This window comes from Streptomyces sp. NPDC052042 (assembly GCF_044548345.1).
Lineage (GTDB): Bacteria > Actinomycetota > Actinomycetes > Streptomycetales > Streptomycetaceae > Streptomyces.
In genome coordinates this window covers 237,590-263,367 of the sequence record NZ_JBIUBU010000001.1, presented here as the reverse complement: position 1 = coordinate 263,367, position 25,778 = coordinate 237,590, and the positions used below count along the sequence as shown (strand labels likewise).

The window sequence follows — 25,778 nt, the reverse complement described above, 5'->3', positions numbered from 1 at the left end:
GACGTTGCCGGGTGGCTTGCCCCGGGCCCCACCCCGCAAGGTAGCGTCGACCCTGCCATGGACCTTGCCTACATCCCCAGCCCGTCGACCGGTGTGATCGATCTCGGTCCGATCCCGCTCCGCGGCTACGCGTTCTGCATCATCATCGGTGTCTTCGTCGCCGTCTGGTTCGGCAACAAGCGCTGGGTCGCCCGGGGCGGCCGTGCCGGTACCGTCGCCGACATCGCCGTCTGGGCGGTGCCCTTCGGCCTCGTCGGCGGCCGGCTCTACCACGTCATCACCGATTACCAGCTGTACTTCAGCGAGGGTGAGAACTGGGTCGACGCCTTCAAGATCTGGCAGGGCGGCCTCGGTATCTGGGGCGCGATCGCGCTCGGTGCCGTCGGCGCCTGGATCGGCTGCCGCCGCCGCGGCATCCCGCTTCCCGCCTGGGCGGACGCCCTCGCCCCCGGTATCGCCCTGGCCCAGGCGCTCGGCCGGTGGGGCAACTGGTTCAACCAGGAGCTGTACGGCCGGCCGACGGATGTGCCGTGGGCGCTGAAGATCAGCGAGGGCCCCAACCGCGTCGCCGGTACGTACCACCCGACGTTCCTCTACGAGTCGCTGTGGTGCATCGGCGTCGCCCTGCTGGTGATCTGGGCGGACCGTCGCTTCCGGCTCGGTCACGGCCGGGCGTTCGCCCTGTACGTCGCCGCGTACTGCGCGGGGCGCGGCTGGATCGAGTACATGCGGGTCGACGAGGCCCACCACATCCTGGGTCTGCGCCTGAACGTGTGGACCGCGCTGATCGTGTTCGTCCTGGCGGTGGTGTACATCGTGTTCTCGGCGAAGCTGCGACCGGGCCGCGAGGAGATCGTGGAGCCGGCGGCGGCCGAGGAGGCGGCGCAGGTCGATGCGACGAAGGCCGACGCGGCGCAGGACACGGCGATGCGGGCTGACGCGACGAAGGTCGACGCGGAGAAGGACACGGCGAAGAAGGCCGGGGAGAAGAAGGACACGGCGAAGAAGGCCGAGAACGCCTGAGCCCCGTGCATGGACGTGGGGCCCGGACCGTACACATACGGTCCGGGCCCCACGTCGTTCCCGCCCCGGCCCCCGCCCTCCTCGGCCAGTCCGGCACGCAGACCGGTCGGGGCGGCTGTGCGGGCGCGTTCATGCGGCGTTGATCTCGCTGCGGTACGGCATGGAGACCGACGCTCCCGGCCGCTGCACGCACAGTGCGGCGGCGGACGTCGCCCAGGCCAGTGCCTCGGGCACGGGCCGGTCCTCACCGAGCGCCACGGCCAGCGTGCCGACGAAGGTGTCCCCGGCGCCGGTGGTGTCGACGGCGGTGACCTCGGGTGCGGGCAGGACGACGGGGTCGGCGTCCCGGGCCGCGTACAGGCAGCCCTTCGCGCCGAGGGTGACGACGACCTCGGGGACCCGGCCGAGCAGGATCTGGGCCGCCGCGTGCGGGTCCGCGACCCCGGTCAGGGCGGACGCCTCGTGCTCGTTGGGGATCAACACATCGACGCAGGCAAGGAGTTCGGAGGGGAGCGGCTGCACGGGGGAGGGGGTGAGCAGGGTGCGCACGCCGTGTGCGCGGGCGGTGCGTGCTCCCTCCGCCACCACGGGAAGCGGCAGCTCCAGTTGGAGGAGCAGCAGGTCGGCGATGGCGATCGCGGCCCTCTCGCCGGGGCCGAGCGCGGTGACGGTGCCGTTGGCACCGGGGATCACCACGATGGAGTTGCCGCCCAGATCGTCGACGACGATGTGCGCGGTGCCGCTGGGGCCCTCGACGGTGTGCAACAGATCGGTGTCGATGCCCGCGTGCTCCAGCCCGCTCCGCAGCAGGGCGCCGTACGCGTCGTTCCCGACCGCGCCGATCATCGTCACGTCGCCGCCCGCGCGGGCGGCCGCGACGGCCTGGTTGGCGCCCTTGCCGCCGGGGACGGTGCGGAACTCCCGTCCCGTGACGGTCTCTCCGCGCCGGGGGGCCCGCGCGACGTAGGCGACGAGGTCCATGTTGGTGCTGCCGAGCACCGCGATGCCGGTCATGGGCGGTGTGCCTCCTCGGGGTCGGTCCGGTGGGTCGGCCCGGTGAGTGCGTCGTCGGCGGGCGTTCCCGTGGCGGGATCAGCGGTCGCGGGCGGCGTGCCTCCTGCTCCGGGCCCCGGGGCCGTCGCGACCGTGGTGGATCCCGGGGCGCTCGTGGCCGTCGTGGATCCCGGGAACGTCATGGGACTCGGGAACACCGGGAACGTCATGGGGGGATTGTCCACCCAGGGGCCCTGGTTCCGCGTCTGCCAGCAGCCCGGCGAGTTCGACGAGATCGGTCCCCGCGAGCCGGGGCAGCGCGCACCCGGCGAGGGTGCGGCACGCCTGGCGCCACCCGTCCGGCACGGCGTCGATGCCGCCGAGCACGCCGGTCAGCGCCCCGGCCAGGGCCGGGGCCGAGTCGGCCACCCGCGACAGGCAGGCCGCCGCCGGGACGGCCTCGGCGATCCGGCCGCGAGCGGCGGTGGCGAGGGCGAGGGCGACCGGGACGGTCTCGGCGGCGGCGACCCCGTAGCTGTAGACGTGGTCGACGATCTGGTGCTCCAGCACCGGCACGAGGGAGAACACGCCCGCCCCCTCGTCGACGAAGCCGCGGGCGATCCGCACGGCGTGTGCGGTGTTGCGGGCGATCTCCGTGCCGTCGGGGAGCTGGGCGAGCGCGGCGTCCACCATGTCGTCCACGTCCGCGCCGCCCAGCGCCCTGGCGATCGCGGCGGCCATGGCGCGGGCACCGTGCACCCCGTCGCCGTCCTGGGTGTAGCGCGCGTCGAACTCGGCGAGGTCGGCCGCCGCTGCCGGGTCCCCCGGGTGGGCGGCGGCGAGGACGGCGGCCCGCACACAGGCCGCGTCGTCGAAGTAGTGCGGGTTGTCATGGCCGGTGGCGGGCGGGCGCAGTCCGGCGGCGAGATTGCCGAGCCCGGCCCGCACGGAGATCCGGGCCCGCAGCGGGAGCACTGCCGACTCGACCTCGGGGGCGCGGGCGGCGGCTGCGGCGATCTCGGCCGCCAGCGCGTGCCACGCGGCGTCGACGGCATCGCGCAGCCGCCGCTCCCGGGACGGCCCGTGCGATGGTCCGGCCATCGAGGTGAGCACGGTCCCGGCGGCGAACGCCGCCCATTCGGCGTCGTCGGAGGGGCCGAGCCGCAGGGGCTCGGGCGGCTGGTTGAGCGCGATGGGGACGGGCAGCGTGGTCGTGGCGTTCTGTTCGGCGAAGGTGTCGAGCTCACGGGTGAGACGCCGGGTCCATTCGGGCATCCGGGCCGCCCGGTGGCGTGCGGCCGGCCAGCCCGCGGCGTCCCCGGCGGCGAGCCCGAGCAGCAGCCCCTCGACCCGGGCACGGTGCCCGGGTCGGCTCCCGGCACCGGGTTGGCTCCGCGTGAACGGGGGACGCCGCTCGTCGCGGGCGCCGCGCGGCGCTGTCGCAGGGGACCGGGGCGGGGGAGGGGGTGCGCCCGGGGGAGCGGCGCCGTCCGGAGCCGTGCCGGGGTGGCCCGCGGCGGGTGGCGTGCCGGGGCGGGCGGCGTTGTCCGTCGTTCCTCGGGTGGTGTCCCGTGCTGCGGCGGTCTGCTCGCCGGGAGTGCCGGGCGTGCTGGGCATGCCGGGTGTGCCGGGCGTGCGGAGAGTGCCAGGAGCGCCGGGCGTGCGGAGAGTGCTGGGCGTCGGCGGGGGTGTGTGCGGGAGGTGCGGGTCGGGGGTGGATGGGGTGGCCTGTGAGACGGCAGGGCCGGCCGCCACCCGCGGCCCGTCCGGAGGGGCGGCGCCGTCCGCCGTCGGCGTGCGGCCCGTGTGCCGTGCGCGGGCGCCCCGGCCCGAGCCCTCGCCCGGTGTCCCGTCCGTCGGGGTGAGCAGCTCCGCGATCTCCAGGACGTGGTGGCCCCGCATCGACGGCAGGCAGCTTCCCCGGACCGGGCCGATCGCCTCCGCCCAGTGCCGCGGGATCGCGGACGCCCCGTTCAGAGCACCGGCCAGGGCCCCCGCCACCGCGGCCGTGGTGTCCGCGTCCCGGCCCATGTTGACGGCCGTCAGCACCGCCGTACGGAAGTCTCCACGCGCCGCCGCGAACGCGCCGAAGGCCAGCCCGACCGCTTCGGGTGCCAGGTCCGTCCACGGGTAGCCGCCGACGACCACCGCGGAACGCACGGCGCGCTCCATGGCGAGCCGGTCGGGGTGGGCGCGCCGTGCGGCGGCCTCCGCGCGCCGCAGCGAGCGTGCCGTCCAGGAGTCCGCGGGGACGACGGACAGCGCGGCGGTGATCACCGCTCCGACCCCGGCACCCGTCATCGCGGCGGCCACCCCCGCGGCCACCGCCCGGCCCCCGTAGATGCCCTCCCCGTCGTGGCTGACCTGCCCGTCCACCGAGACCAGCCGCGCCGCCTCGTCCGGCCGGCCCGCCGCGAAGACACCGAAGGGTGCCGCCCGCATGGCCAGGCCGTCGCTCCAGGCGTGCCGGTGCTGGGCCGAGATCGGGGCGGCGAGGCCCCGGCGGAGGTTCTCCAGCGTGCCCCGTTCGCTGAACCCGGCGCCCCGGAACGACCCCTCGTCCAGGTCGGCGATCCACAGGTGCCAGGCCCGTTCCACGTGCGCGACGGTCAGCCCCGAACCGTGCCGGGCGAGCAGCAGCCCGGAGAAGATCGCGTACTCCGTGTCGTCCGTGCCCGCCGGATCGTCCCGCACGAAGCCCTCGATACGGCCCCAGCGGCGGCGGATCTCGGACGGCCGGAGGTTCTCCGCCGGTGCGCCCAGCGCGTCACCGACCGCGAGGCCGAGCAGCGAGCCGCGTGCCCGGTCCGCCAGACCGTCACGGGATTCCCCGCCCGGGGCGCCCCGGGCCCGCGTCCGCGCCGGACTTTCTGAAGACAACTCCATCGTGCGCCGAGCCTCCGCTCGTACCGGGCTGGTTCTGGTACTTGCTCGATCTGTGCCACATCAGGGATCGACAAAGGCCAATTTTCGGGACAAAAGGTCCGGTTGGATGAGAGGGTCCGGATAGCAAGGAAGGCCGTACTTACCTGGTCACACAGCGTGGTAAGTACGGCCTTCCTTGCTGGCGGGAGCCATTTTTCGTGCGTATTTTCGATGGTGCTGGGTGGGGCGGAGCGCGTGGATCCGCCACCGGAAGGGGAGAACCGTGGCCATCATCGAGACCGACGCCGTACTGCACGAGGCCCACCGTGACAACCACACCCACCGGGATGTGAACGGTGGCTGGCTGCGTCCTGCGGTCTTCGGCGCCATGGACGGTCTGGTCTCCAACCTCGCGCTGATGACCGGGGTCGCGGGTGGTGCCGTCTCCCAGCAGACCATCGTGATCACCGGCCTCGCCGGCCTCGCCGCGGGCGCGTTCTCCATGGCGGCCGGTGAGTACACCTCCGTCGCCTCGCAGCGAGAACTGGTCGAGGCGGAGCTGGACGTCGAGCGGCGTGAGCTGCGCAAGCACCCCCAGGACGAGGAGCGGGAGCTCGCGGCGCTGTACCAGGCCCGGGGTGTCGAGCCGGAGCTCGCCCGCGAGGTGGCGCGGCAGTTGTCGCGCGACCCGGAGCAGGCCCTGGAGATCCATGCCCGTGAGGAGCTCGGTGTCGACCCCGGCGACCTGCCCTCCCCGCTCGTCGCCGCCGTGTCGTCCTTCGGTTCGTTCGCGCTGGGCGCCCTGCTGCCGGTGTTGCCGTATCTACTGGGTGCGAGCGCGTTGTGGCCGGCCGTGGTGCTCGCGCTGGCCGGACTGTTCGGCTGCGGTGCGGTGGTGGCCAGGGTGACGGCGCGCAACTGGCTGTACAGCGGGCTGCGCCAACTGGTGCTGGGCGGGGCCGCCGCGGCGATCACCTACGGTCTGGGAATGCTGTTCGGCGTGGCCGTCGGGGGCTGACGGAGCCCTGGCGGGGGAGCGGGCGGGCGCGCGTGCCCGCCCGCGTTCCGTTGCAGGGTCCGCCCGCGTTCCGGTATCGGGTCCGCCCGCGTTCCGTTCATCGCGCCCGCCCGCTTTTCCCCGGCGCCCGCCGCATCTCCCCTGCCGCGCGCATTCTGTCGGCGTTCCGTCCGTCGCGTGCCGCCTGTCCTCCGTCCGTTTCCGCCCGCTGTGCGGCTCGTGTTCTCCTCGCCCATGCCGCTCGCGTTCCTGGTCCGCCGTCCGTGTGAGTTGCCTCGGCCGCCCGTGTGAGGCACATCCCGAAAGCTCTCTCTGGGCGCGCTGGCTCCGCCCGACGTAAAATCGTTCTCCACGACTGAGCTGCACATCAACAGCGGTTACCCGGCGGTTTCGAATTCCTGGCCATCGGGCATGAGCCGTAGGCACCGCAGGCAACGACGCCTGCTCTCTGCGGTCCCCCTCGGGCGCGATCTCCAACTGCGACACATTCCCCCCTCATCGTGTGATCCCTTCATTTCCTCTGAAGGTCCGCATGTTGGAATGGACTTTTCGCCTCTTGAGAAGCGCCCCATCATGTAACGTGCACGCACTTTCGCAGAGGGCCAACGTCGTCCCTCGGCACAGCACATGCCACGACGACGACGGGAGAGCCCATGCGTACCGACGCCTGGTCGCCCATGGACGGTCGCCCCGCCCGGCAGGGCCTGTACGACCCCCGTGACGAACACGACGCCTGCGGCGTCGGGTTCGTGGCCACCCTGACCGGGGTGCCCAGCCATGAGCTGGTCGAACAGGCGCTGACCGTCCTGCGCAACCTCGAACACCGCGGTGCCACCGGATCCGAGCCCGACTCCGGCGACGGCGCGGGCATCCTCCTCCAGGTGCCGGACGCCTTCTTCCGCGGGGAGGTCGCCTTCGACCTCCCCGAGGCCGGCGCGTACGCCGTCGGCATCGCCTTCCTCCCGGCGGAGGAGTCCCCCGAGGCCGTCCGCAAGCTGGAGAAGATCGCCGCGGAGGAGGGCCTGACGGTCCTGGGCCGACGCGAGGTCCCGGTCGCCCCCGACATCCTCGGCAACGGCGCCCGTGCCACCATGCCCGACTTCTGCCAGCTCTTCGTCGCGGACGGCGAGTCCACCGGCATCGCGCTCGACCGCAAGGCGTTCGTCCTGCGCAAGCGCGCCGAGCGGGAGGCCGGGGTGTACTTCCCCTCGCTCTCCGCCCGCACCATCGTCTACAAGGGCATGCTCACCACCGGGCAGCTGGAGCCGTTCTTCCCCGACCTCTCCGACCGCCGCCTGGCCACCGCCGTCGCCCTGGTCCACTCGCGGTTCTCCACGAACACCTTCCCGAGCTGGCCGCTCGCCCATCCGTACCGTTTCGTCGCCCACAACGGCGAGATCAACACGGTCAAGGGCAACCGCAACTGGATGCGGGCCCGCGAGTCCCAACTCGCCTCCGACCTGTTCGGCACCGCCGGCCACGGGCGGAGCGGCACCGCGCGGCTCGACCGCGTCTTCCCCGTCTGCACCCCCGACGCCTCCGACTCCGCCTCCTTCGACGAGGTCCTGGAGCTGCTCCACCTCGGCGGACGCTCGCTGCCCCACGCAGTGCTGATGATGGTCCCCGAGGCGTGGGAGAGCCCCGAGGCCACCGCCACCATGGACGCCGGCCGCCGCGCCTTCTACCAGTACCACTCCACGATGATGGAGCCCTGGGACGGCCCCGCCTGCGTCACCTTCACCGACGGCATCCAGGTCGGCGCGGTCCTCGACCGCAACGGGCTGCGCCCCGGCCGCTACTGGGTCACCGACGACGGGCTCGTCGTGCTCTCCTCCGAGGTCGGCGTCCTGGACATCGACCCCGCGAAGGTGGTCCGCAAGGGCCGCCTCCAGCCCGGCCGCATGTTCCTCGTCGACACCGCCGAGGGCCGCATCATCGAGGACGACGAGATCAAGGCGTCCCTGGCCGCCGAGCACCCCTACCAGGAATGGCTGGCGGCCGGAGTCATCGAGCTCGGCGACCTCCCCGAGCGCGAGCACATCGTGCACACGCACGCCTCCGTCACCCGCCGCCAGCAGACCTTCGGCTACACCGAGGAAGAACTCCGCGTCATCCTCGCGCCGATGGCCCGCACCGGCGGCGAGCCGCTCGGCTCCATGGGCACGGACTCGCCGATCGCCGCCCTGTCCGAGCGCCCCCGGCTGCTCTTCGACTACTTCACCCAGCTGTTCGCGCAGGTCACCAACCCGCCGCTGGACGCCATCCGCGAGGAACTCGTCACCTCACTGCGCTCCTCGCTCGGCCCCCAGGGCAACCTCCTGGAGCCGACCGCCGCGTCCTGCCGCAGCGTCACGCTGCCGTTCCCGGTGATCGACAACGACGAGCTGGCCAAGCTGATACACATCAACGCCGACGGCGACATGCCGGGCATGAAGGCGGCCACGCTCTCCGGCCTCTACCGGGTCGCCGACGGCGCCGAGGCCCTCGCGGCACGCATCGAGCGGATCTGCGCCGAGGCCGACGCCGCCATCGCGGACGGCGCCCGCCTCATCGTCCTGTCCGACCGGCACTCCGACGCCGAGCACGCGCCGATCCCGTCACTGCTGCTCACCTCGGCCGTCCACCACCACCTCATCCGCACCAAGCAGCGCACCCAGGTGGGGCTGCTGGTCGAGGCCGGGGACGTCCGCGAGGTCCATCACGTCGCCCTGCTCATCGGTTACGGCGCCGCCGCCGTCAACCCGTACCTGGCGATGGAGAGCGTCGAGGACCTGGTCCGGGCCGGCACGTTCATCGAGGGCGTCGAGCCCGAGAACGCCCTCCGCAACCTGATCCGCGCACTCGGCAAGGGCGTCCTGAAGGTCATGTCCAAGATGGGCATCTCCACCGTCGCCTCCTACCGCGGCGCCCAGGTCTTCGAGGCCGTCGGCCTGGACGAGGCCTTCGTCGCCAGGTACTTCGACGGCACCGCCACCAAGATCGGCGGCGCGGGCCTCGACGTCATCGCCCGGGAGGTCGCCGCCCGCCACGCCAAGGCGTACCCGGCCTCCGGCATCTCCCCCTCGCACCGCGCGCTGGAGATCGGCGGCGAGTACCAGTGGCGCCGCGAGGGCGAACCGCACCTGTTCGACCCGGATACCGTCTTCCGGCTCCAGCACGCCACCCGCACCAAGCGCTACGACGTCTTCAAGAAGTACACCGAGCGCGTGAACGAGCAGTCCGAGCGCCTGATGACGCTCCGCGGCCTGTTCACCTTCGCGTCGGACCGCGAGCCGGTCCCCGTCGACGAGGTCGAGCCCGTCTCCGAGATCGTCAAGCGCTTCTCCACCGGCGCCATGTCGTACGGATCGATCTCCCGGGAGGCGCACGAGACCCTCGCCATCGCCATGAACCGGCTGGGCGGCAAGTCCAACACCGGCGAGGGCGGCGAGGACCCCGAGCGGCTCCACGACCCGGAGCGCCGCTCCTCCATCAAGCAGGTCGCCTCCGGCCGCTTCGGCGTGACCAGCGAATACCTGGTCAACGCCGACGACATCCAGATCAAGATGGCCCAGGGCGCCAAGCCCGGCGAGGGCGGCCAGCTCCCCGGCCACAAGGTCTACCCGTGGGTCGCGAAGACCCGGCACTCGACCCCGGGCGTCGGCCTGATCTCCCCGCCGCCGCACCACGACATCTACTCCATCGAGGACCTGGCCCAGCTGATCCACGACCTCAAGAACGCCAACCCGGTGGCCCGCATCCATGTGAAGCTGGTCTCCGAGGTCGGCGTCGGCACGGTCGCCGCCGGTGTCTCCAAGGCACACGCGGACGTCGTCCTGATCTCCGGCCACGACGGCGGAACGGGCGCCTCCCCGCTCACCTCCCTGAAGCACGCGGGCGGCCCCTGGGAGCTGGGCCTGGCGGAGACCCAGCAGACCCTGCTGCTCAACGGCCTGCGCGACCGCATCGTCGTCCAGACCGACGGCCAGCTGAAGACCGGCCGCGACGTCGTCGTCGCCGCGCTGCTGGGCGCCGAGGAGTTCGGGTTCGCGACCGCGCCGCTCGTCGTCTCCGGCTGCGTCATGATGCGCGTCTGCCACCTGGACACCTGCCCGGTCGGCATCGCCACCCAGAACCCGGTGCTGCGCAGCCGCTTCTCCGGCAAGGCCGACCACGTGGTCAGCTTCTTCGAGTTCATCGCCCAGGAGGTCCGCGAACTCCTCGCCGAGCTGGGCTTCCGCTCGATCGAGGAGGCCGTCGGCCACGCCGAACTCCTCGACACCGACCGCGCGGTCAGGCACTGGAAGGCGCAGGGCCTCGACCTGGCCCCGCTCTTCCACGTCCCCGGCCTGCCCGAGGGCGCCGTCCGCCACCAGCGGGTGGAACAGGACCACGGCCTCGCCAAGGCCCTCGACAACGAGCTGATCAGGCTCGCCGCCGATGCCCTGGACGCACGGAGCGCCGAGGCCGCCCAGCCGGTGCGGGCCCAGCTCCCGATCCGCAACATCAACCGCACCGTCGGCACCATGCTCGGCTACGAGGTCACCAAGCGCTTCGGCGGCGCCGGACTGCCCGACGACACCATCGACCTCACCTTCACCGGCTCGGCCGGCCAGTCCTTCGGCGCCTTCCTGCCCGGCGGTGTGACGCTGCGCCTGGAGGGCGACGCCAACGACTATGTCGGCAAGGGGCTTTCCGGAGGCCGGATCGTGGTCCGCCCGGACCGGGGCGCCGACCACCTCGCCGAGTACTCCACCATCGCGGGCAACACCCTCGCCTACGGCGCCACCGGCGGCGAGATGTTTCTGCGCGGCCGGACCGGAGAGCGGTTCTGCGTCCGCAACTCCGGCGCCACGGTCGTCTCGGAAGGCGTGGGCGACCACGGCTGCGAGTACATGACCGGAGGCCACGCCGTGGTCCTCGGCGAGACCGGACGCAACTTCGCCGCCGGCATGTCGGGCGGCATCGCCTACGTCGTCGACCTGGACCGTGACCGCGTCAACGCCGGCAACCACGGCGCGATCGAGGCGCTCTCCGACCCCGACCGGCAGTGGCTGCACGACGTGGTGCGCCGCCACCACGAGGAGACCGGCTCCACGGTCGCCAAGAAGTTGCTCGCCGACTGGGACGCGGCAGTGGCCCGCTTCAGCAAGATCATCCCGTCCACCTACAAGGCCGTGCTCGCCGCCAAGGACGCCGCCGAGCTCGCCGGTCTCTCCGAACAGGAGACCACCGAGAAGATGATGGAGGCGGCGACCCATGGCTGACCCCAAGGGCTTCCTGACCACCGAGCGCGAGGTCGCCCGGACCCGCCCCGTGGCCGAGCGCGTCAAGGACTGGAACGAGGTCCACGTCCCTGGATCGCTGCTGCCGATCGTCGGCAAGCAGGCCGGGCGCTGCATGGACTGCGGCATCCCGTTCTGCCACAACGGCTGCCCGCTCGGAAACCTGATCCCCGAGTGGAACGACTACGCCTACCGGGGGGACTGGGCGGCGGCCTCCGAGCGCCTGCACGCCACGAACAACTTCCCGGAGTTCACCGGGCGGCTCTGCCCGGCGCCGTGCGAGTCGGCGTGCGTGCTCGGTATCGACCAGCCGCCGGTCACCATCAAGAACGTCGAGGTCTCCATCGTCGACAAGGCGTGGGGCAACGGCGACGTGACCCCGCGGCCGCCCGAGCGGCTGTCCGGCAAGACCGTCGCCGTGATCGGCTCGGGCCCGGCGGGTCTGGCCGCCGCCCAGCAGCTCACCCGGGCCGGTCACACCGTCGCCGTCTTCGAGCGCGCGGACCGCGTCGGGGGTCTCCTCCGGTACGGCATCCCCGAGTTCAAGATGGAGAAGGCGAACATCAACCGCCGCATCGAGCAGATGCGCGCGGAGGGCACCAAGTTCCGTACGGAGGTGGAGATCGGCCGTGACATCGATGCCGCCGAACTCCGCCGCCGCTACGACGCGGTCGTCATCGCCGCGGGTGCCACCGTCTCCCGAGACCTGCCCGTCCCGGGCCGCGAGCTGAACGGCGTGCACTTCGCGATGGAGTACCTGCCGCTGGCCAACAAGGTGCAGGAGGGCGACCTGACGGTCTCCCCGATCAGCGCCGAGGGCAAGCACGTCGTCGTCATCGGCGGCGGTGACACCGGCGCCGACTGCGTCGGCACCGCCCACCGCCAGGGCGCGCTCTCCGTCACCCAGTTGGAGATCATGCCCCGGCCGGGCGACGAACGCGCCGCCCACCAGCCGTGGCCGACGTTCCCGATGCTGTACAAGGTCACCTCCGCGCACGAGGAGACCGCGTACCTGGCTCGGAAGAGGAAGGGCGTCGATCCGGACGAGGGACCGTCCAGCCCGCAGGAGGACGAGGAGGGGCGGGTCTACTCCGTCTCCACCACCCGCTTCGAGGGCGACGAGGACGGAAACGTCCAGGCCCTGCACCTGATCGAGGTGGAGTTCAAGGAGGGTAAGCTGGAGCCCAGGCCCGGCACCGAGCGGCGGATCCCCGCTCAACTGGTCACCCTGGCCATGGGCTTCACCGGAACCGATCGCTCCAACGGCCTGGTCGAGCAGTTCGGCCTGGAGCTCGACGAGCGCGGCAATGTCGCCCGCGACGCGGACTTCGCCACCAATGTCGAGGGCGTGTTCGTCGCCGGTGACGCGGGACGCGGCCAGTCCCTCATCGTGTGGGCCATCGCCGAGGGCCGCTCGGCGGCGCGCGGTGTGGACCGCCACCTGACCGGGAGCAGCGCACTGCCTGCCCCGATCCGCCCGACGGACCGCGCACTGGCGGTCTGATCGGCCCGAGGATGTCCCGTACAACGGCGTGCGGAACTGAACGCGGCGCCTGCCCGTCCCCGACCCGGACCATCGGCAGGCGCCGCGGCGTGTCCGCGGGCGGGTGACGCGACGCGTCCCGCACGCCGGCGCGGCCCGGGGCCGCCGGTGCCGTACCCGGCGCAGGGGGCGCGGCCCGGCTCACTCCAGCAGCGCGGACGTCTTGAGCACCACCAGCAGCACCAGTACGGCGAGCAGCACCACGCACGCGGCGGCCTGGACCGCCGTACGGCCCTTCGCCGGGGCGTACGCGTACGCGACCGTGACGATGCCACCGGTCAGCAGACCGCCCAGGTGGCCCTGCCAGGAGGTGAACCCGGCCGAGATCAGCATCCAGATCAGGAACCCGGCCATGAACCGGTTGACCGCTGCCATGTCGCGCCCCAGGCGCCGGTTGATGACGTAGAACGCCGCCCCGAGACCGAAGATCGCGCCGGAGGCCCCGACCGTGCCGTCGAACGGCGCGATCAGGTACACGAGGACCGAACCGCCCAGCGCCGACAGCAGATACAGGGCCAGGTACCGGGCCCGGCCCAACTGCTCCTCGACGACCCGGCCCAGGTTCCACAGCGCGTACATGTTGAAGGCGATGTGCAGGATCCCGAACGGCAGCGAGCCGAACGACGACCCGGTCGGTGGGAGGTGCAGGAACGCGCCGGTCAGCAGCCGGTACCACTCACCGTCCACCACCCCGATCACGTCGAAGCCGATGAAGTCGCCGTTCTCGTAGAGGTAGCGGCTTCCGTCCGGCGCGGTCAGCCCAGCGCCCAGCATGGCGAACCGGTCGACGATCTCCGGACGGACCAACTCGCCCAGGTACGCGAGGACGTTGAGGCCGATCAGTACATAGGTGACGAGCGGCACGGCGGTCCTCGACACCACACCGCCGAACACCGTGCGGGCCTGCCGGATCGACCGCTGTCCCTCCTTCACGCACTCCACGCACTGGTGGCCGACGGCGGCCTCCCGCATGCAGTCGGGGCAGATGAAGCGCTCGCAGCGGACGCAGCTCACATATGTCTCGTACGACGGGTGGCGGAAGCAGGTGGTGGCCGCGGTATCCACGGCGGGCTCCTCACGGTGGGCGGACAGGAAGCGGCCGGTGGGGGCGGCGGCGATCAAAATAGCGAACCGCCTCCGTCGGGGGTGCACACGGGTGGCCTAAGCTCGGGAGTCCGGCGCGTCGAAGATCGGAGCACCCGCATGGTCGGCTCGTCCAGCACCGCAGGTCCGGCCATCGGTCTCCGGCAGATCGAGCAGACCGCACCCGCCCTGGTCAGCCTCTACAAGAGCGCTTCGGTCTCCCTGACGAAGAACGGCATGAGCGGGGTGCGGGCCGCGGTCTACCTCGTGCTCGACCACTCCGGCTCCATGCGGCCGTACTACCGGGACGGCAGTGTCCAGGCCCTGGCCGAGCGGGTTCTGGGCCTCTCGGCACACCTGGACGACGACGGCCGGGTGCCCGTCGTCTTCTTCTCCACCGGCATCGACGCCGTCGCCGACATGGCCCTGGACAACCACCGAGGCCGGATCGACACCCTCGCGGCGGGTCTGGGGCACATGGGGTTGACCAACTACCACCTGGCCATGGACGCGGTCATCGACCACTACCTGGACAGCGGGTCGACCGCCCCCGCACTGGTCGTCTTCCAGACGGACGGCGGCCCGACCAGCAAGCACGCGGCGGAACGCTACCTCTGCAAGGCCGCCAAGCTGCCGTTGTTCTGGCAGTTCATCGGCTTCGGCAACCAACGCAGCAGCCAGTTCGACTTCCTGCGCAAGCTCGACGAACTACCCGTCCCGGACCGGCGTCCCGTCGACAACGCGGGCTTCTTCCACGCCGGACACAAGCCGAGCCGGATGCCGGACGCCGAACTGTACGACCGGCTGATCGCCGAGTTCCCCCAGTGGCTGGCCGCTGCCCGGGCCCTGGGGATCGTCAACGGGTGACCGGCCGCGGTCTTCCGGTGGCTCCGGACGCGTCCACCACGCGGCGGAATCCGACCGGATGTCCCCGCGAAAGCGGACAGGAGATGTCGGGTTTCCCGGGTTCCATGACCTCATGACAACGAGTTCGTCGAGTTCTTCGCGTTCCTGGGAAGCGTTCCGGGCGGCACAGCCCGCCTTCGCCGACACCGTCCGGGCCCGTTTCGGGCTGTACCGGCACCACGTCCTGGCCACCCTCCGCAAGGACGGTTCGCCCCGGGTCACCGGCCTGGAGGTGGACTTCCGCTTCGGTGAGCTGCTGCTCGGCATGATGCCCCATTCGCGCAAGGCGCTGGACCTGCTGCGCGATCCGCGCTTCGCCGTGCAGGCCAATCCGGGGCCGGACGCCGAGATGGCGGACGGCGACGCCCGGATCTCCGGCCGGGCGGTGGAGGTGACCGACCCCGGGTTCCTGGCCCGTTTCACCCAGGAGGCGAAGCCGCCGGAGCCGTTCCAGCTCTTCCGCGCGGAACTGGACGAGGTGGTCCTGACCACCCTGGGCGCCGGTGAAATGGTGCTGCGGGTGGGGCGGCCCGGCGCTCCGGTGCGCACCATCCACCGGCCCGCCGACGGCACCCCGTACGAGACCTGACCCGGCAGGCGCTGCCCCGGGCTCCTCCCGCCCGCCGGAGGGACGAGCCCGGGGCACGCTACCCGAGCCCCGCGGACCCCGCCGGCCGCTCAAGCCCTTCCGGCTCCACCGACCCCGCCGGCCCTGCCAGGCCCCCAGGCCCTGCTGGGCTCCCGGCCCCCCTCCAGGCCCCCAGGCCCCGTCAGGCCCCGAGCCCCGACAGCACCAGGGCCCGGCAGGCCGACGGCGTCCCCCACGCGTCCCGCAACGGCCGCGCCTTCCGCAGCCAGAGCGACAGGTCCAGCTCCTCCGTGTAGCCCACCGCGCCGTGCAGTTGCAGGGCCGCCCGCGCCGCCGCGTATCCCGCCTCACCCGCCGCCACCTTGGCCGCGGCCACCCGCGCACCGGCATCCGGGGCCTGTTCGGCGAGCGCGAGCGCCGCCCCGTAGAGCAGCGGACGGGAGAACTCCAGCCCGGTCAGCACATCCGAGAGCCGGTGCTTGACCGCCTGGAAGGACCCGATGACCGCCCCGAACTGGGAGCGCCGCTCGACGTGATCGACGGTGGCCCGCAGCAGCGCCTCGCCCGTGCCGAGCGCCTGCGCCGCGGTCGCGAAAGCCGCCCAGTCCGCGGCGCGTGCCGCCGCCCGGACCACCCCGGGCCCGGACGCCAGCGACTCCCCGCCCGGCTCCGGACACAGCAGCCGCCGAGCCGGGTCCGACGACGGCCGCAGCACCCCGGGGCCGGGCGCCAGCCGTAACGTCCCATCCGTCACCGTGAACACCGCGTCCGCCGCGTCCGCGTCCAGCGCGTACGGCCCGTACCCGTCCATCCGCAGGGTCGCCGACGCCGCCCCCGACGCCAGGCGCGGCAGCCACTCCTTCGCCGCCGCGCCGCCCGCCCCCGCCAGCAGCACCCCGGCCGCGACCGTCTCCACCACCGGCCCCGGCACCGCGTGCCGGCCCAACTCGGTGAACGCGACCGCGAGTTCGACCGGAAGCGGTCCCACGCCCCCGTGCTCCCCGGGTACGGCGAGGGCGAACACCCCGGCCTCCGCCAGGCGCGCCCACAGCCTCCGGCCCGGCCCGAAGTCCCCCGCGGCCCAGGACCGTACGGCCGCCGGGGTGCCGGCCGCCGTCAGCATCGCGTCCAGCGAGCGGGCGAAGTCCCGTTGCGCGTCGTCCAGGAGAAAACGCATCAGCGCCGTCCCTTCGGCAGGCCCAGCAGGCGCTCGGCGATGATGTCGCGCTGGATCTCGTTGGTGCCCGCGTAGATGGGGCCCGCGAGCGAGAAGACGTATCCCTCGGCCCATGCGGAGTCCGCCCGCTCCGCGTCCGGGCCCAGCAGATCGAGCGCCGTCTCGTGCAGCGCGATGTCGTACTCGGACCAGAAGACCTTGTTGAGGCTCGACTCGGCGCCCACGGCCGACCCCGCAGCGAACCGGGACGCGGCGGCGCAGGTGAACAGCTGGTACGCGCGCGCCCCGATCACCGCGTCCGCCACCCGGTCGCGCAGCGCCGTGTCCGACGGGTCGCCCCGCTCGCGCCACAGCGCGGTCAGCCGGTCCGCGGCGGCCAGGAAGCGACCGGGGGAGCGGAGTGTCAGCCCGCGCTCGTCACCCGTCGCCGCCATGGCGATGCGCCAGCCCCGGCCCGGCTCGCCGATGACGTCCTCGTCCGGCACGAACACCTCGTCCAGGAAGAGCTCGGCGAAGGCGGGCTTGCCGTCCAGCCGCCCGATCGGCCGCACCGTCACCCCCGGCGCCGACAGGTCGAACATCAGATACGTCAGCCCGTGGTGCGGTTTCGCGGCCCCCGGGTCCGTGCGGAAGATGCCGAAGGCCCGGTCCGCGAACGCCGCGCGTGAGGACCAGGTCTTCTGCCCCGAGAGCAGCCAGCCGCCCTCCGTGCGCACCGCACGCGACCGCAGCGACGCCAGGTCCGACCCCGCCTCCGGCTCGGACCACGCCTGTGCCCAGATCACCCGCCCGCTCGCCATCGGCGGCAGGATCCGGGCCCGCTGCTCCTCGGTGCCGTGGTCGAAGAGGGTCGGGGCGAGGAGGCTGATGCCGTTCTGCGAGACCCGGCCGGGGGCGCCCGCCGCGTAGTACTCCTCCTCGAAGACCAGCCAGTGGAAGAGGCCGAGGCCCCGTCCGCCGTACGCGCGCGGCCAGGAGACCACCGACCAGCGGTCCGCGTGCAACCGCTCCTCCCACGCCCGGTGCGCGGCGAAGCCCTCGGCGGTCTCCAGCGACGGCAGCGGCTCGGCGGGCACGTGGTCCCGCAGCCATGCCCGCGCCTCGGCCCGGAACGCCTCCTCCTCGGCGGTGTACGACAGGTCCATCAGCCCGCTGCCCGCCCCGCCCGGTCCGCGGTCTTCGCCGTGCTCGCCCGCTTCATCGAGGCGACGTCCATGCCGCCGAGCGGGTCCGCCGCCGTTTCCGCGTTGTGCGCGTGCGCGAGGTGGTGCAGCCCGAAGACCGAGTCGAGACCGGTGTGCAGCCCCTGGAGGTCCTCGGCCTGGTTGACGGCGCGCTTGGCGAGCGCCAGTCCCATGCGCGGCATCCGCGCGATGTCCAGGGCCAGCTCCCCGGCCGCGGCGGCGAGTCCGGCGCGCTCCACCACCTTGTTCACCATGCCGATCTCGTAGGCGCGCCGCGCGCTCATCCGGTCGCCGGTGTACAGGAACTCCTTGGCGATCCGGGGCGGCATCACCCACGGGTGGGCGAAGTACTCGACGCCGGGGATGCCCATCCGGACCACCGGATCGGCGAAGAAGGCGTCCTCGCTCGCCACGATCAGGTCGCAGACCCAGGCGAGCATCAGCCCGCCGGCCACGCACGCGCCCTGGACGGCGGCGACGACCGGCTTCGGCAGCTCGCGCCAGCGTCGGCACATGCCGAGGTAGACCTCCGACTCGCGGGCGAAGCGGCTCTCCGCGCCGGCCTTGTCGCAGTGGTCCCACCACAGGCCCGCCCGGCGCTCGAACGGCAGATGGGCGTCACGCCCGGGGGAGCCGATGTCGTGGCCCGCCGAGAAGTGCTCTCCGGCGCCGCCGAGCACGACGACCTTCACCTCGGAGTCCTCGGCGGCCCGGTAGAACGCGGCGTCCAGGGCGTAGGTCATCGCGGAGTTCTGCGCGTTGCGGTAGCGCGGGCGGTTCAGCGTCACGTACGCGACCGGGCCCCGGCGCTCGTACAGCACGACCTCGGCGTCGGAGCGGTCACCGGACGGGGCGTGGGCATCGGGATCGGTGTCGGGACGACCGGCGGACGGGGCGTGGGCATCGGGCATCGGCTCATCCTTCCCTAACAAGTGTTTGGTAGGTTAACGTACGGGGTGAGCAGCGTCGAGAACCCCGCGAACCGGGACAGCCCTTGGGAGGCACGGGCGTGAGCGCACCGCAGTACGTACCCGCGCACGGACTGCTGGCCGGCCGGAGCGCCGTCGTCACCGCCGCCGCGGGCACCGGGATCGGCGGTGCCACCGCCCGCAGGTTCCTGGAAGAGGGCGCCCGCGTCGTCATCGGCGACGCGCACGCCCGCCGCCTGGGGGAGACCGCGCGCGCCCTCGCCGAGGAGTTCGGTGCCGACCGCGTCGCCGCACTGCCCTGCGACGTCACCGACGCATCCCAGGTCCAGGCCCTTCTCACGCTCGCCGAACGCACCCACGGCGCCCTCGATGTCGTCGTCAACAACGCCGGGCTCGGCGGCACCGCCCCCCTCACCGAGATGACCGACGAGCAGTGGACCAAGGTCCTCGACGTCACCCTGAACGGCACCTTCCGCTGCACCCGCGCCGCCCTGCGCTCCTTCCGGGCGGCGGGGCGCGGCGGCGTCGTCGTCAACAACGCCTCCGTCGTCGGCTGGCGCGCCCAGAGCGGCCAGGCCCACTACGCCGCGGCCAAGGCCGGTGTCATGGCTCTCACCCGGTGCGCCGCGATCGAGGCGGCCGAGTACGGCGTGCGCGTCAACGCCGTCGCCCCCAGCCTCGCCATGCACCCCCACCTGGTGAAGGTCACCTCCGCCGGACTCCTCGACGAACTGACGGCGAAGGAGGCGTTCGGCCGGTACGCCGAACCGTGGGAGGTCGCCAACGTCATCGTCTTCCTCGCCAGCGGCTACTCCTCGTACATGACGGGCGAGGTCGTCGCGGTCAGCAGCCAGCGTGCCTGAGCGGACGGACGCCGCGGGGCCCGCGGCGTCCGGGGCCGGGGGCGGCGGACGGAGAATGGGCGGGTGCCTACCAAGAAGAAGCCCCAGGTGACCCCCTCTCCCGCGCGCCGCCGCGAACTGCTCGACACCGCCGCCGAGGTGTTCGCCGCGCAGGGATACAACGCCACCACCGTCCGCAGGATCGCGGATGCGGCGGGGATGCTCGCGGGCAGCCTCTACTACCACTTCGACTCCAAGGAGTCGATGATCGACGAGATCCTCTCGACCTTCCTCACCGAGCTCTGGGAGGGCTACGACGCGGTGCTCGCCGCCGGACTCGGCCCCCGGGAGACCATCGAGGCCCTCGTCACCGAGTCCTTCAGGGAGATCGACCGGCACCGCGCCGCGGTCGCCATCTACCAGAAGGAATCCAAGCACCTGGCGGTCCAGCCGCGCTTCCGGTACCTCGTCGACTCCCAGCGCAAGTTCGAGCAGGCGTGGCTCGGCACGCTGGAGCGCGGCGTCGCCGACAAGTCTTTCCGTGACGACCTCGACATCCGCCTGACCTACCGGTTCGTCCGCGACACCGTCTGGGTCGCGGCGTCCTGGTACCGGCCCGGCGGGCAGCACAGCCCCGAGGAGATCGCCCGTCAGTACCTCTCCATGGTCCTGGACGGCATCGCCCTGGACACCTGACCCCGAGAAGACCACCGTGAAGAAGACCACCGTGAAGGAGTGGCAGTCATGGCCGAGGCATACCTGGTCGAAGCGGTACGCACCCCGGTCGGCAGGCGCGGGGGCGGACTCGGCGGGATCCACCCCGCCGACCTCGGCGCCCACGTCCTCAGGGCCCTTGTCGAACGGGCCGGGGTCGACCCGGCGGCCGTCGACGACGTGGTCTTCGGCTGCCTCGACACCGTGGGGCCGCAGGCCGGCGACATCGCCCGCACCTGCTGGCTGGCGGCCGGACTGCCCGAGGAGGTCCCCGGCGTCACCGTCGACCGACAGTGCGGTTCCTCCCAGCAGGCCGTGCACTTCGCCGCCCAGGGCGTCCTCTCCGGCACCCAGGACCTGGTCGTCGCGGGCGGCGTCCAGAGCATGACGCAGATCCCGATCGCCTTCGCCTCCCGTCGGGCCGCCGAACCGCTCGGCCTGACGGAGGGGCCGTACGCGGGCAGCGAGGGCTGGCGTGCCCGGTACGGCGACGCGCCGGTCAACCAGTTCCACGGTGCCCAGCTCATCGCCGAGAAGTGGGGCATCAGCCGCCTCGACATGGAGGAGTTCGCCCTGCGCTCCCACCGGAGCGCGGTGCGTGCCATCGACGAGGGCCGTTTCGCGCGCGAGACCGTCGCCGTGGGCGACGTCACCACCGACGAGGGCCCGCGCCGCGACACCACCCTGGAGAAGATGGCCGCGCTGAAGCCGGTCATGGCGGGCGGCACGATCACCGCGGCCTGCTCCTCGCAGGTCTCCGACGGGGCCGCGGCCGTGCTCCTCGCCTCCGAACGCGCCGTGGCCGAGCACGGCCTCACCCCGCGCGCCCGCGTCCACCACCTCTCCGTACGCGGCGAGGACCCGATCCGCATGCTGTCGGCGCCGATCCCGGCCACCGCCCACGCGCTGGCGAAGGCCGGCATGACCATCGACGACATGGACCTGATCGAGATCAACGAGGCGTTCGCGCCGGTCGTCCTGGCCTGGCTGAAGGAGACCGGTGCCGGTGCCGACCGGGTGAACGTCAACGGCGGTGCGATCGCCCTGGGGCACCCGCTCGGTGCAACCGGCGCGAAATTGTTGACGACGCTGCTGCACGAACTGGAGCGCACCGGAGGCCGCTACGGGCTCCAGACCATGTGCGAGGGCGGCGGCCAGGCGAACGTGACCATCATCGAACGGCTCTGAGTCCGCCGGCCGAACGGCTCCGGGCCCGCCGCACGGGCCCGGAAGCCCTCCGCCGGGGCCCGGACCCCCGGTCCCGGGCCCGTGGACCGTCCGCGCGGCCCCGGAGATCCGCCGGTCGGCGGTACGGCACGCTCCCACCGCGGCCGACGGAACGTGCTACGGTTTTCGCGTTGCAGTTTTGGTACCCATGGACATGATGTGCGCCTGACGGGAATGCTTCGTCGGGCGCATTACTGTTTTCCGGTCTTTCTCCGGATGGGGCTCAATGCGGCGACTCGGAATCCGTGACCTGCGGATGTCCGGCACTGCACCTGTTGAGGAGATTGGCATGGCCACCGGAACCGTAAAGTGGTTCAACTCGGAAAAGGGATACGGGTTCATCGAGCAGGACGGCGGCGGCGCCGACGTCTTCGCCCACTACTCCAACATCACCTCGAACGGTTTTCGTGAGCTCCACGAGGGCCAGAAGGTCTCGTTCGACGTGACGCAGGGCCAGAAGGGCCCGCAGGCGGAGAACATCGTTCCGGCCTGATCCGTCGGACGCGCGCCCTACGGCCGGGGCCCGTGCCTTCACGGTGCGGGCCCCGGCCCGCGCTGTTTCCATGGCCCCGGGCCGGGCGTCCCGTGCAGCTCCGGGCCGGGCCCGCGACCGGGTCCGGAACCAGGCCCGCGACCGGGCCCGGGCGCCGGGGCGCCGGCCGGTCGCGGCGGCCGACGGGCCGAGCGGCCGTGCCCGCCGCCGTTCCGCCGCCCCTCGACGGCGCTCACCGGGGCGGCACCTCCGGGGACGCGGCCAGGGCGCGTGACACCGTACCCAGGGCCGCCTGTGCCTCCGCCATCACCCGCTCCACCAGCTCCGCACAGCTCGGCAGGTCCTCGATCACCCCGGCCACCTGCCCCGACGCCATCACACCGAGATCGGTGCGGCCGTCGACCATGGAGGCTTTCAGCAGCATCGGGGTGTTGGCGGCCAGCAGGACCTGGCTCCAGGACAGGTCCCTGCCGCGCCGCATCGCGAGACCGTCGCGCACCATCCGGGACCAGCCGAGGCCGGAGACCCGCCGGAAGCCCGCCGCCCGGCGCACAGCCTGGGCCAGGGCCCGCACGCGGCCCGCGCCCTCCAGCGCGGCGACCATCTCGGTGCGCAGCATCCGGTGCGGCAGCCCGTCCACCGCGGTGGTCACCGCGATGTCCCTGACACCCGCCGCCAGATAGCGCGCCTTCACCGCGTCCGGCACCGTCGAGTCCGAGGTCAGCAGGAACCGGGTGCCCATGGCGATGCCCGCCGCCCCGTACGCCAGCGCCGCGACCAGACCCCGCCCGTCGTGGAAGCCGCCCGCCGCGACCACCGGGATGTCCACCGCGTCGACCACCTGCGGCAGCAGCACGGTGGTCGCGACGTCGCCGGTGTGGCCGCCGCCCTCGCCGCCCTGCACGATCACCGCGTCCGCACCCCATGCCGCGACCTTCTCCGCATGGCGCCGGGCGCCGACCGACGGGATGACGACCACCCCCGCGTCCTTCAGCTCGGCGATGAGGTCCTTCGAGGGGGCCAGCGCGAAGGACGCCACCCGCACGCCCTCGTCGATGATGATCCGTACCCGCTCCCGGGCGTCCCCGGCGTCGGCGCGCAGATTGACCCCGAACGGCTCGTCCGTACGGGACCTGACCTCGCGCACCGCCGCCCGCAGCCGCTCCGTGGTCATCGTCGCGGACGCCAGGATGCCGAGCGCCCCGGCACGGGCCGTGGCGGAGACCAGCCGGGGGCCCGCCACCCAGCCCATAGCGGTCTGGACGACGGGGTGACGGACGCCGACGAGGTCGGTGAGCGCGGTCCGCATCAGACCCGCACCTCGCGGTCGCGGGCCCCCTCCGGATCGATGACCTCGCGGATCAGGCGCAGCTCCACGGCGGTGGGCTCCCGGGTGGTCGGGACGCCGCCGTCGGCGACGGCGAGCGCGAAACCGGTGGCCGCGCGGACCTGTTCGACGGTGACCCCGGGATGCAGCGAGGCCAGGCGCATCGAGTGGTCCGGGGTCGCGAAGTCGAGGACGGCGAGATCGGTGACCACGCGCCGGACGCGGTGGTGGCGCAGCGCCGGGGGGCCGGCCGCGGCGGCACGGTCGTACCCCACACCGCAGACCATGTCGACGCGTTCGACGAAGACCCTGGGGGAGTGCCGGGGAACCCAGTAACTGACCGGATTATTGATGGAGTTGACCGGGGCGCCGCGTACCCCGAGCAACTGGCGGTGGGGCCGGTGCCAGTCTCCGATGCAGGAGATGTTCTGGTTGCCGTACCGGTCGAGTTGGCTCGCGCCCATCATCACATGGCGCCTGCCGCCCGTGACCATGGCGAGGTGTTGCCGGTAGGGCAGCCAGCCCTCCGTCACGCCGTCCGGGCCGACGATCAGTGCCTCGCCGTCGGTCAGCAGCAGATCGGGGGCGAAGGTGAGCCGGGCGAGCCGTGCGCCGATGGACGGGACGACCCCCATCGGGCTGGCCAGCACCTCGCCGTCGCCGCGCCAGGTTTCGGCGCAGGCGATCACGCAGTACTCGGCCCGGTCGGCGGGGGAGCCGTCGGCGGCGGTAGGGGCGGTGGCGCGGTCTGCGGCGCGGTGCGCGGTGCGGTCGTTGGTCACTGGTGCTCCTCGTGCCAGGTCCGGACGGCTTCCCGGTAGCTCTTCTCGTCGCCGTGCGCGGGCAGGAAGCGGTGGGTGAACTCGGCCCAGGCGGCGGGATCGGTGGCGGCGGTGGCGTAGGCCTTCTGGAACGCCTCGTCGCGGGGGTGGTCGGGGGCGCAGGAGGTGAAGTGCGCGCCGTGCGGGGTCTCGACGACCCCGGTGACGTAGTGCCGCTTCACGAGCAAGGTCTGCGGGGCGGCCTCCTGCGTCAACTCGGCCGTGTCCACGAGGCGTTCGCAGGAGACATAGGCGGTTTCGGCGGCCTCGCAGAACAGGTCGTCGAAGTACGGGTCGGGGCCCAGGTACTGGCCGTTGCCGAACCGGTCGGCGCGGTTCACGTGGACCAGCGCCGCGTCCATCCGCAGGGCGGGCATCGCGACGAACTCCTCGCCGTCGTCGTACGGCGAAGCGACCGTGCGCAGACCGGGGTTGACCCGCATCACGTCCGAGCCGATACCGGCCCGGACCGGGAGGAACGGCAGCCGGTTCGCGGCGGCGTGCAGCCCCCACATCAGCATGGCCTCGTCGAGCTCCATCAGTTCGAACGCGCCGCGCCGGCGGGCCGCCCCGAAGTGCGGTTCGAGCGGGATCGAGTCGAGCGTCACGAACGCCGTGACCAGCCTGCGGATCCTCCCGGCGGCGGCGAGCAGGCCGACGTCGGGGCCGCCGTACGCGACCACGGTGAGGCCGGTGACCTCGGAGCGCAGCAACTCCCGGACCAGGGCCATGGGTTTGCGGCGCGAGCCCCAGCCGCCGATGCCGATCGTCATTCCGCTGGAGAGGCGGGAGACGACCTCGCGCGCGGTCATGGTCTTGTCGGTTCTCAGGTCGGAGCCGGCGGTGGTCACGGCCTCGGTGCCGGTGTCCGTCCTGATTCCGTCTCCGGTTCCCGTTCCCGCCCTGGCTCCGGTCACGGTGTCGGTTCGGGTGTCGGTCACGGTCGTTCCTCCCTGCCGAAGGTGTCGCGGATCCGGTCGGCGACCCCGCTGAGACCGGCCTCGAAGGTGAAGCCCTGTTCGAAGCGGTAGCTGCGGCGGACGTCGACGGGGTCGATGCCGTTGATGGCGGCCTTGGCCAGCCGGATCAGCCGTCCGTCCTTGGCCGCGATCTCCTGGGCCAAGTCCATCGCCGCGTCCAGCAGTTCGCCGCGCGGGACGACCTTCCATACCGATCCGTGGGCCTGCAACTGGGCGGCGGTGACGGTGCGCGAGGTGTAGTACAGCGCGCGCATCAGATGCTGCGGCACGAGCCGGGCGAGATGGGTCGCCGCGCCCAGAGCACCCCGGTCCAGCTCGGGCAGGCCGAACGTGGCGTCCTCGCTCGCCACGATCGCGTCCGCGTTGCCGACGAGGCCGATGCCGCCGCCGAGGCAGAAGCCGTGCACCGCGGCGACGACCGGGACCTCGCACTCGTACACCGCCGAGAACGCTTCGTAGCAGCCCCGATTGGCGCCGATCAGGGCGCCGTGACCGGGATCGCGCTGCATCTCCTTGATGTCGACCCCCGCGTTGAACCCGCGCCCCCGGGCGGCCAGCACGATACAGCGGGCCCCCGGGTCGCGGCCCGCCGCACGCAGGGCGTCGGCGAGCTCGTACCAGCCGCGCACGGGGAGCGCGTTGACGGGCGGGTGGTCGACCGTGACGAGGCGGACGCCCTCGGCCGGATCCGTGGTGGAGACACCCATGAGCCGATCAGCTACCTTTCCACCAAACATTTGTTAGGTGTGGAAGGTAGCAGCCGACCTCCGCATCGCCAACAGGCAACCGCCGGCAGGGAG

At 72.6% G+C, this 25,778-nt stretch carries 20 protein-coding genes and 1 pseudogene; 10 read left to right on the top strand and 11 right to left on the bottom strand.

Annotation, left to right across the window (positions count from 1 at the left end; all coding sequences use genetic code 11):
* Positions 1-57: 57 nt before the first annotated feature.
* Positions 58-1,023 (top strand): prolipoprotein diacylglyceryl transferase, encoded by a 966-nt coding sequence (gene lgt, locus ACIHCL_RS01135; protein WP_399855435.1) that lies wholly within the window; start codon positions 58-60, stop codon positions 1,021-1,023.
* Positions 1,024-1,152: 129 nt separating this feature from the next.
* Here lgt and rbsK read toward each other — a convergent pair whose 3' ends face one another.
* From rbsK to ACIHCL_RS01120, 3 genes and pseudogenes are all read right to left on the bottom strand, one after another.
* Positions 1,153-2,037, bottom strand: coding sequence for a ribokinase (gene rbsK, locus ACIHCL_RS01130; protein WP_399855432.1), 885 nt, complete (start codon positions 2,035-2,037; stop codon positions 1,153-1,155).
* Between the two features lie 78 nt (positions 2,038-2,115).
* Entirely contained in the window at positions 2,116-3,357 is a 1,242-nt protein-coding gene (locus ACIHCL_RS01125) for an ADP-ribosylglycohydrolase family protein (protein WP_399857079.1), read from the bottom strand.
* A 444-nt stretch (positions 3,358-3,801) separates the two neighbouring features.
* A pseudogene (locus ACIHCL_RS01120) lies at positions 3,802-4,902 on the bottom strand (ADP-ribosylglycohydrolase family protein); the annotation flags it as partial.
* 262 nt (positions 4,903-5,164) lie between these two features.
* Here ACIHCL_RS01120 and ACIHCL_RS01115 point away from each other — a divergent pair.
* The 3 genes from ACIHCL_RS01115 (at position 5,165) to ACIHCL_RS01105 (ending at position 12,667) form a co-directional block, all read left to right on the top strand.
* Positions 5,165-5,899 (top strand): VIT1/CCC1 transporter family protein, encoded by a 735-nt coding sequence (locus ACIHCL_RS01115; RefSeq protein WP_399855430.1) that lies wholly within the window; start codon positions 5,165-5,167, stop codon positions 5,897-5,899.
* A 653-nt stretch (positions 5,900-6,552) separates the two neighbouring features.
* Entirely contained in the window at positions 6,553-11,145 is a 4,593-nt protein-coding gene (gene gltB / locus ACIHCL_RS01110) for a glutamate synthase large subunit (protein WP_399855428.1), read from the top strand.
* Positions 11,138-12,667 (top strand): glutamate synthase subunit beta, encoded by a 1,530-nt coding sequence (locus ACIHCL_RS01105; protein ID WP_399855425.1) that lies wholly within the window; start codon positions 11,138-11,140, stop codon positions 12,665-12,667. Before gltB ends, ACIHCL_RS01105 begins: the two co-directional genes overlap by 8 nt.
* A gap of 180 nt (positions 12,668-12,847) precedes the next feature.
* Here the strand turns inward: ACIHCL_RS01105 and ACIHCL_RS01100 are convergent, their stop codons facing one another.
* Positions 12,848-13,771, bottom strand: a complete 924-nt coding sequence (locus tag ACIHCL_RS01100; RefSeq protein ID WP_399855423.1) for a rhomboid family intramembrane serine protease — start codon at positions 13,769-13,771, stop codon at positions 12,848-12,850.
* A gap of 138 nt (positions 13,772-13,909) precedes the next feature.
* Here ACIHCL_RS01100 and ACIHCL_RS01095 point away from each other — a divergent pair, with 138 nt between their 5' ends.
* Positions 13,910-14,656: a vWA domain-containing protein gene (locus ACIHCL_RS01095; protein WP_399855421.1), complete on the top strand. Its 747-nt coding sequence runs from the start codon at positions 13,910-13,912 to the stop codon at positions 14,654-14,656.
* A gap of 112 nt (positions 14,657-14,768) precedes the next feature.
* Positions 14,769-15,284: a pyridoxamine 5'-phosphate oxidase family protein gene (locus ACIHCL_RS01090; RefSeq protein ID WP_399855418.1), complete on the top strand. Its 516-nt coding sequence runs from the start codon at positions 14,769-14,771 to the stop codon at positions 15,282-15,284.
* A gap of 181 nt (positions 15,285-15,465) precedes the next feature.
* On the opposite strand, the gene ACIHCL_RS01085 is transcribed toward ACIHCL_RS01090, so the two are convergent.
* Genes ACIHCL_RS01085 through ACIHCL_RS01075 form a run of 3 tightly spaced genes read right to left on the bottom strand, consistent with a single transcriptional unit; the run spans position 15,466 to position 18,556 of the window.
* Positions 15,466-16,461: an acyl-CoA dehydrogenase family protein gene (locus ACIHCL_RS01085; protein ID WP_399855413.1), complete on the bottom strand. Its 996-nt coding sequence runs from the start codon at positions 16,459-16,461 to the stop codon at positions 15,466-15,468.
* Positions 16,461-17,606 carry an acyl-CoA dehydrogenase family protein gene (locus ACIHCL_RS01080; RefSeq protein ID WP_399855411.1) on the bottom strand — a complete coding sequence of 382 codons (1,146 nt, stop codon included), beginning with the start codon at positions 17,604-17,606 and terminating at the stop codon, positions 16,461-16,463. Before ACIHCL_RS01080 ends, ACIHCL_RS01085 begins: the two co-directional genes overlap by 1 nt.
* Entirely contained in the window at positions 17,606-18,556 is a 951-nt protein-coding gene (locus tag ACIHCL_RS01075) for an enoyl-CoA hydratase (protein WP_399855408.1), read from the bottom strand. Before ACIHCL_RS01075 ends, ACIHCL_RS01080 begins: the two co-directional genes overlap by 1 nt.
* A gap of 98 nt (positions 18,557-18,654) precedes the next feature.
* On the opposite strand from ACIHCL_RS01075, the gene ACIHCL_RS01070 reads away from it, so the two are divergent.
* The 4 genes from ACIHCL_RS01070 to ACIHCL_RS01055 all read left to right on the top strand — a co-directional run bounded on the left by ACIHCL_RS01070 (position 18,655) and on the right by ACIHCL_RS01055 (position 21,850).
* Complete coding sequence (locus tag ACIHCL_RS01070; protein ID WP_399855406.1) at positions 18,655-19,437, top strand: SDR family oxidoreductase; 783 nt, start codon at positions 18,655-18,657, stop codon at positions 19,435-19,437.
* Positions 19,438-19,500: 63 nt separating this feature from the next.
* Positions 19,501-20,112, top strand: coding sequence for a TetR/AcrR family transcriptional regulator (locus ACIHCL_RS01065; protein WP_399855404.1), 612 nt, complete (start codon positions 19,501-19,503; stop codon positions 20,110-20,112).
* 48 nt (positions 20,113-20,160) lie between these two features.
* Positions 20,161-21,318: an acetyl-CoA C-acetyltransferase gene (locus ACIHCL_RS01060; protein WP_399855401.1), complete on the top strand. Its 1,158-nt coding sequence runs from the start codon at positions 20,161-20,163 to the stop codon at positions 21,316-21,318.
* Between the two features lie 328 nt (positions 21,319-21,646).
* The gene (locus tag ACIHCL_RS01055) at positions 21,647-21,850 is read left to right on the top strand and encodes a cold-shock protein (RefSeq protein ID WP_399855398.1); all 204 of its coding nucleotides are present in this window, start codon (positions 21,647-21,649) and stop codon (positions 21,848-21,850) included.
* A gap of 232 nt (positions 21,851-22,082) precedes the next feature.
* Here ACIHCL_RS01055 and ACIHCL_RS01050 read toward each other — a convergent pair whose 3' ends face one another.
* The 4 genes from ACIHCL_RS01050 to ACIHCL_RS01035 all read right to left on the bottom strand — a co-directional run bounded on the left by ACIHCL_RS01050 (position 22,083) and on the right by ACIHCL_RS01035 (position 25,685).
* Positions 22,083-23,159: an NAD(P)H-dependent flavin oxidoreductase gene (locus ACIHCL_RS01050; protein WP_399855396.1), complete on the bottom strand. Its 1,077-nt coding sequence runs from the start codon at positions 23,157-23,159 to the stop codon at positions 22,083-22,085.
* The gene (locus ACIHCL_RS01045) at positions 23,159-23,866 is read right to left on the bottom strand and encodes a CoA-transferase subunit beta (RefSeq protein ID WP_399857077.1); all 708 of its coding nucleotides are present in this window, start codon (positions 23,864-23,866) and stop codon (positions 23,159-23,161) included. The genes ACIHCL_RS01050 and ACIHCL_RS01045 overlap by 1 nt, the downstream gene beginning before the upstream one ends.
* A gap of 89 nt (positions 23,867-23,955) precedes the next feature.
* On the bottom strand, positions 23,956-24,810 hold the full coding sequence (locus ACIHCL_RS01040) for a CoA transferase subunit A (protein ID WP_399857075.1): 855 nt from the start codon (positions 24,808-24,810) through the stop codon (positions 23,956-23,958).
* A gap of 125 nt (positions 24,811-24,935) precedes the next feature.
* Positions 24,936-25,685, bottom strand: a complete 750-nt coding sequence (locus ACIHCL_RS01035) for an enoyl-CoA hydratase family protein (RefSeq protein WP_399855393.1) — start codon at positions 25,683-25,685, stop codon at positions 24,936-24,938.
* Between the last annotated feature and the right edge of the window lie 93 nt (positions 25,686-25,778).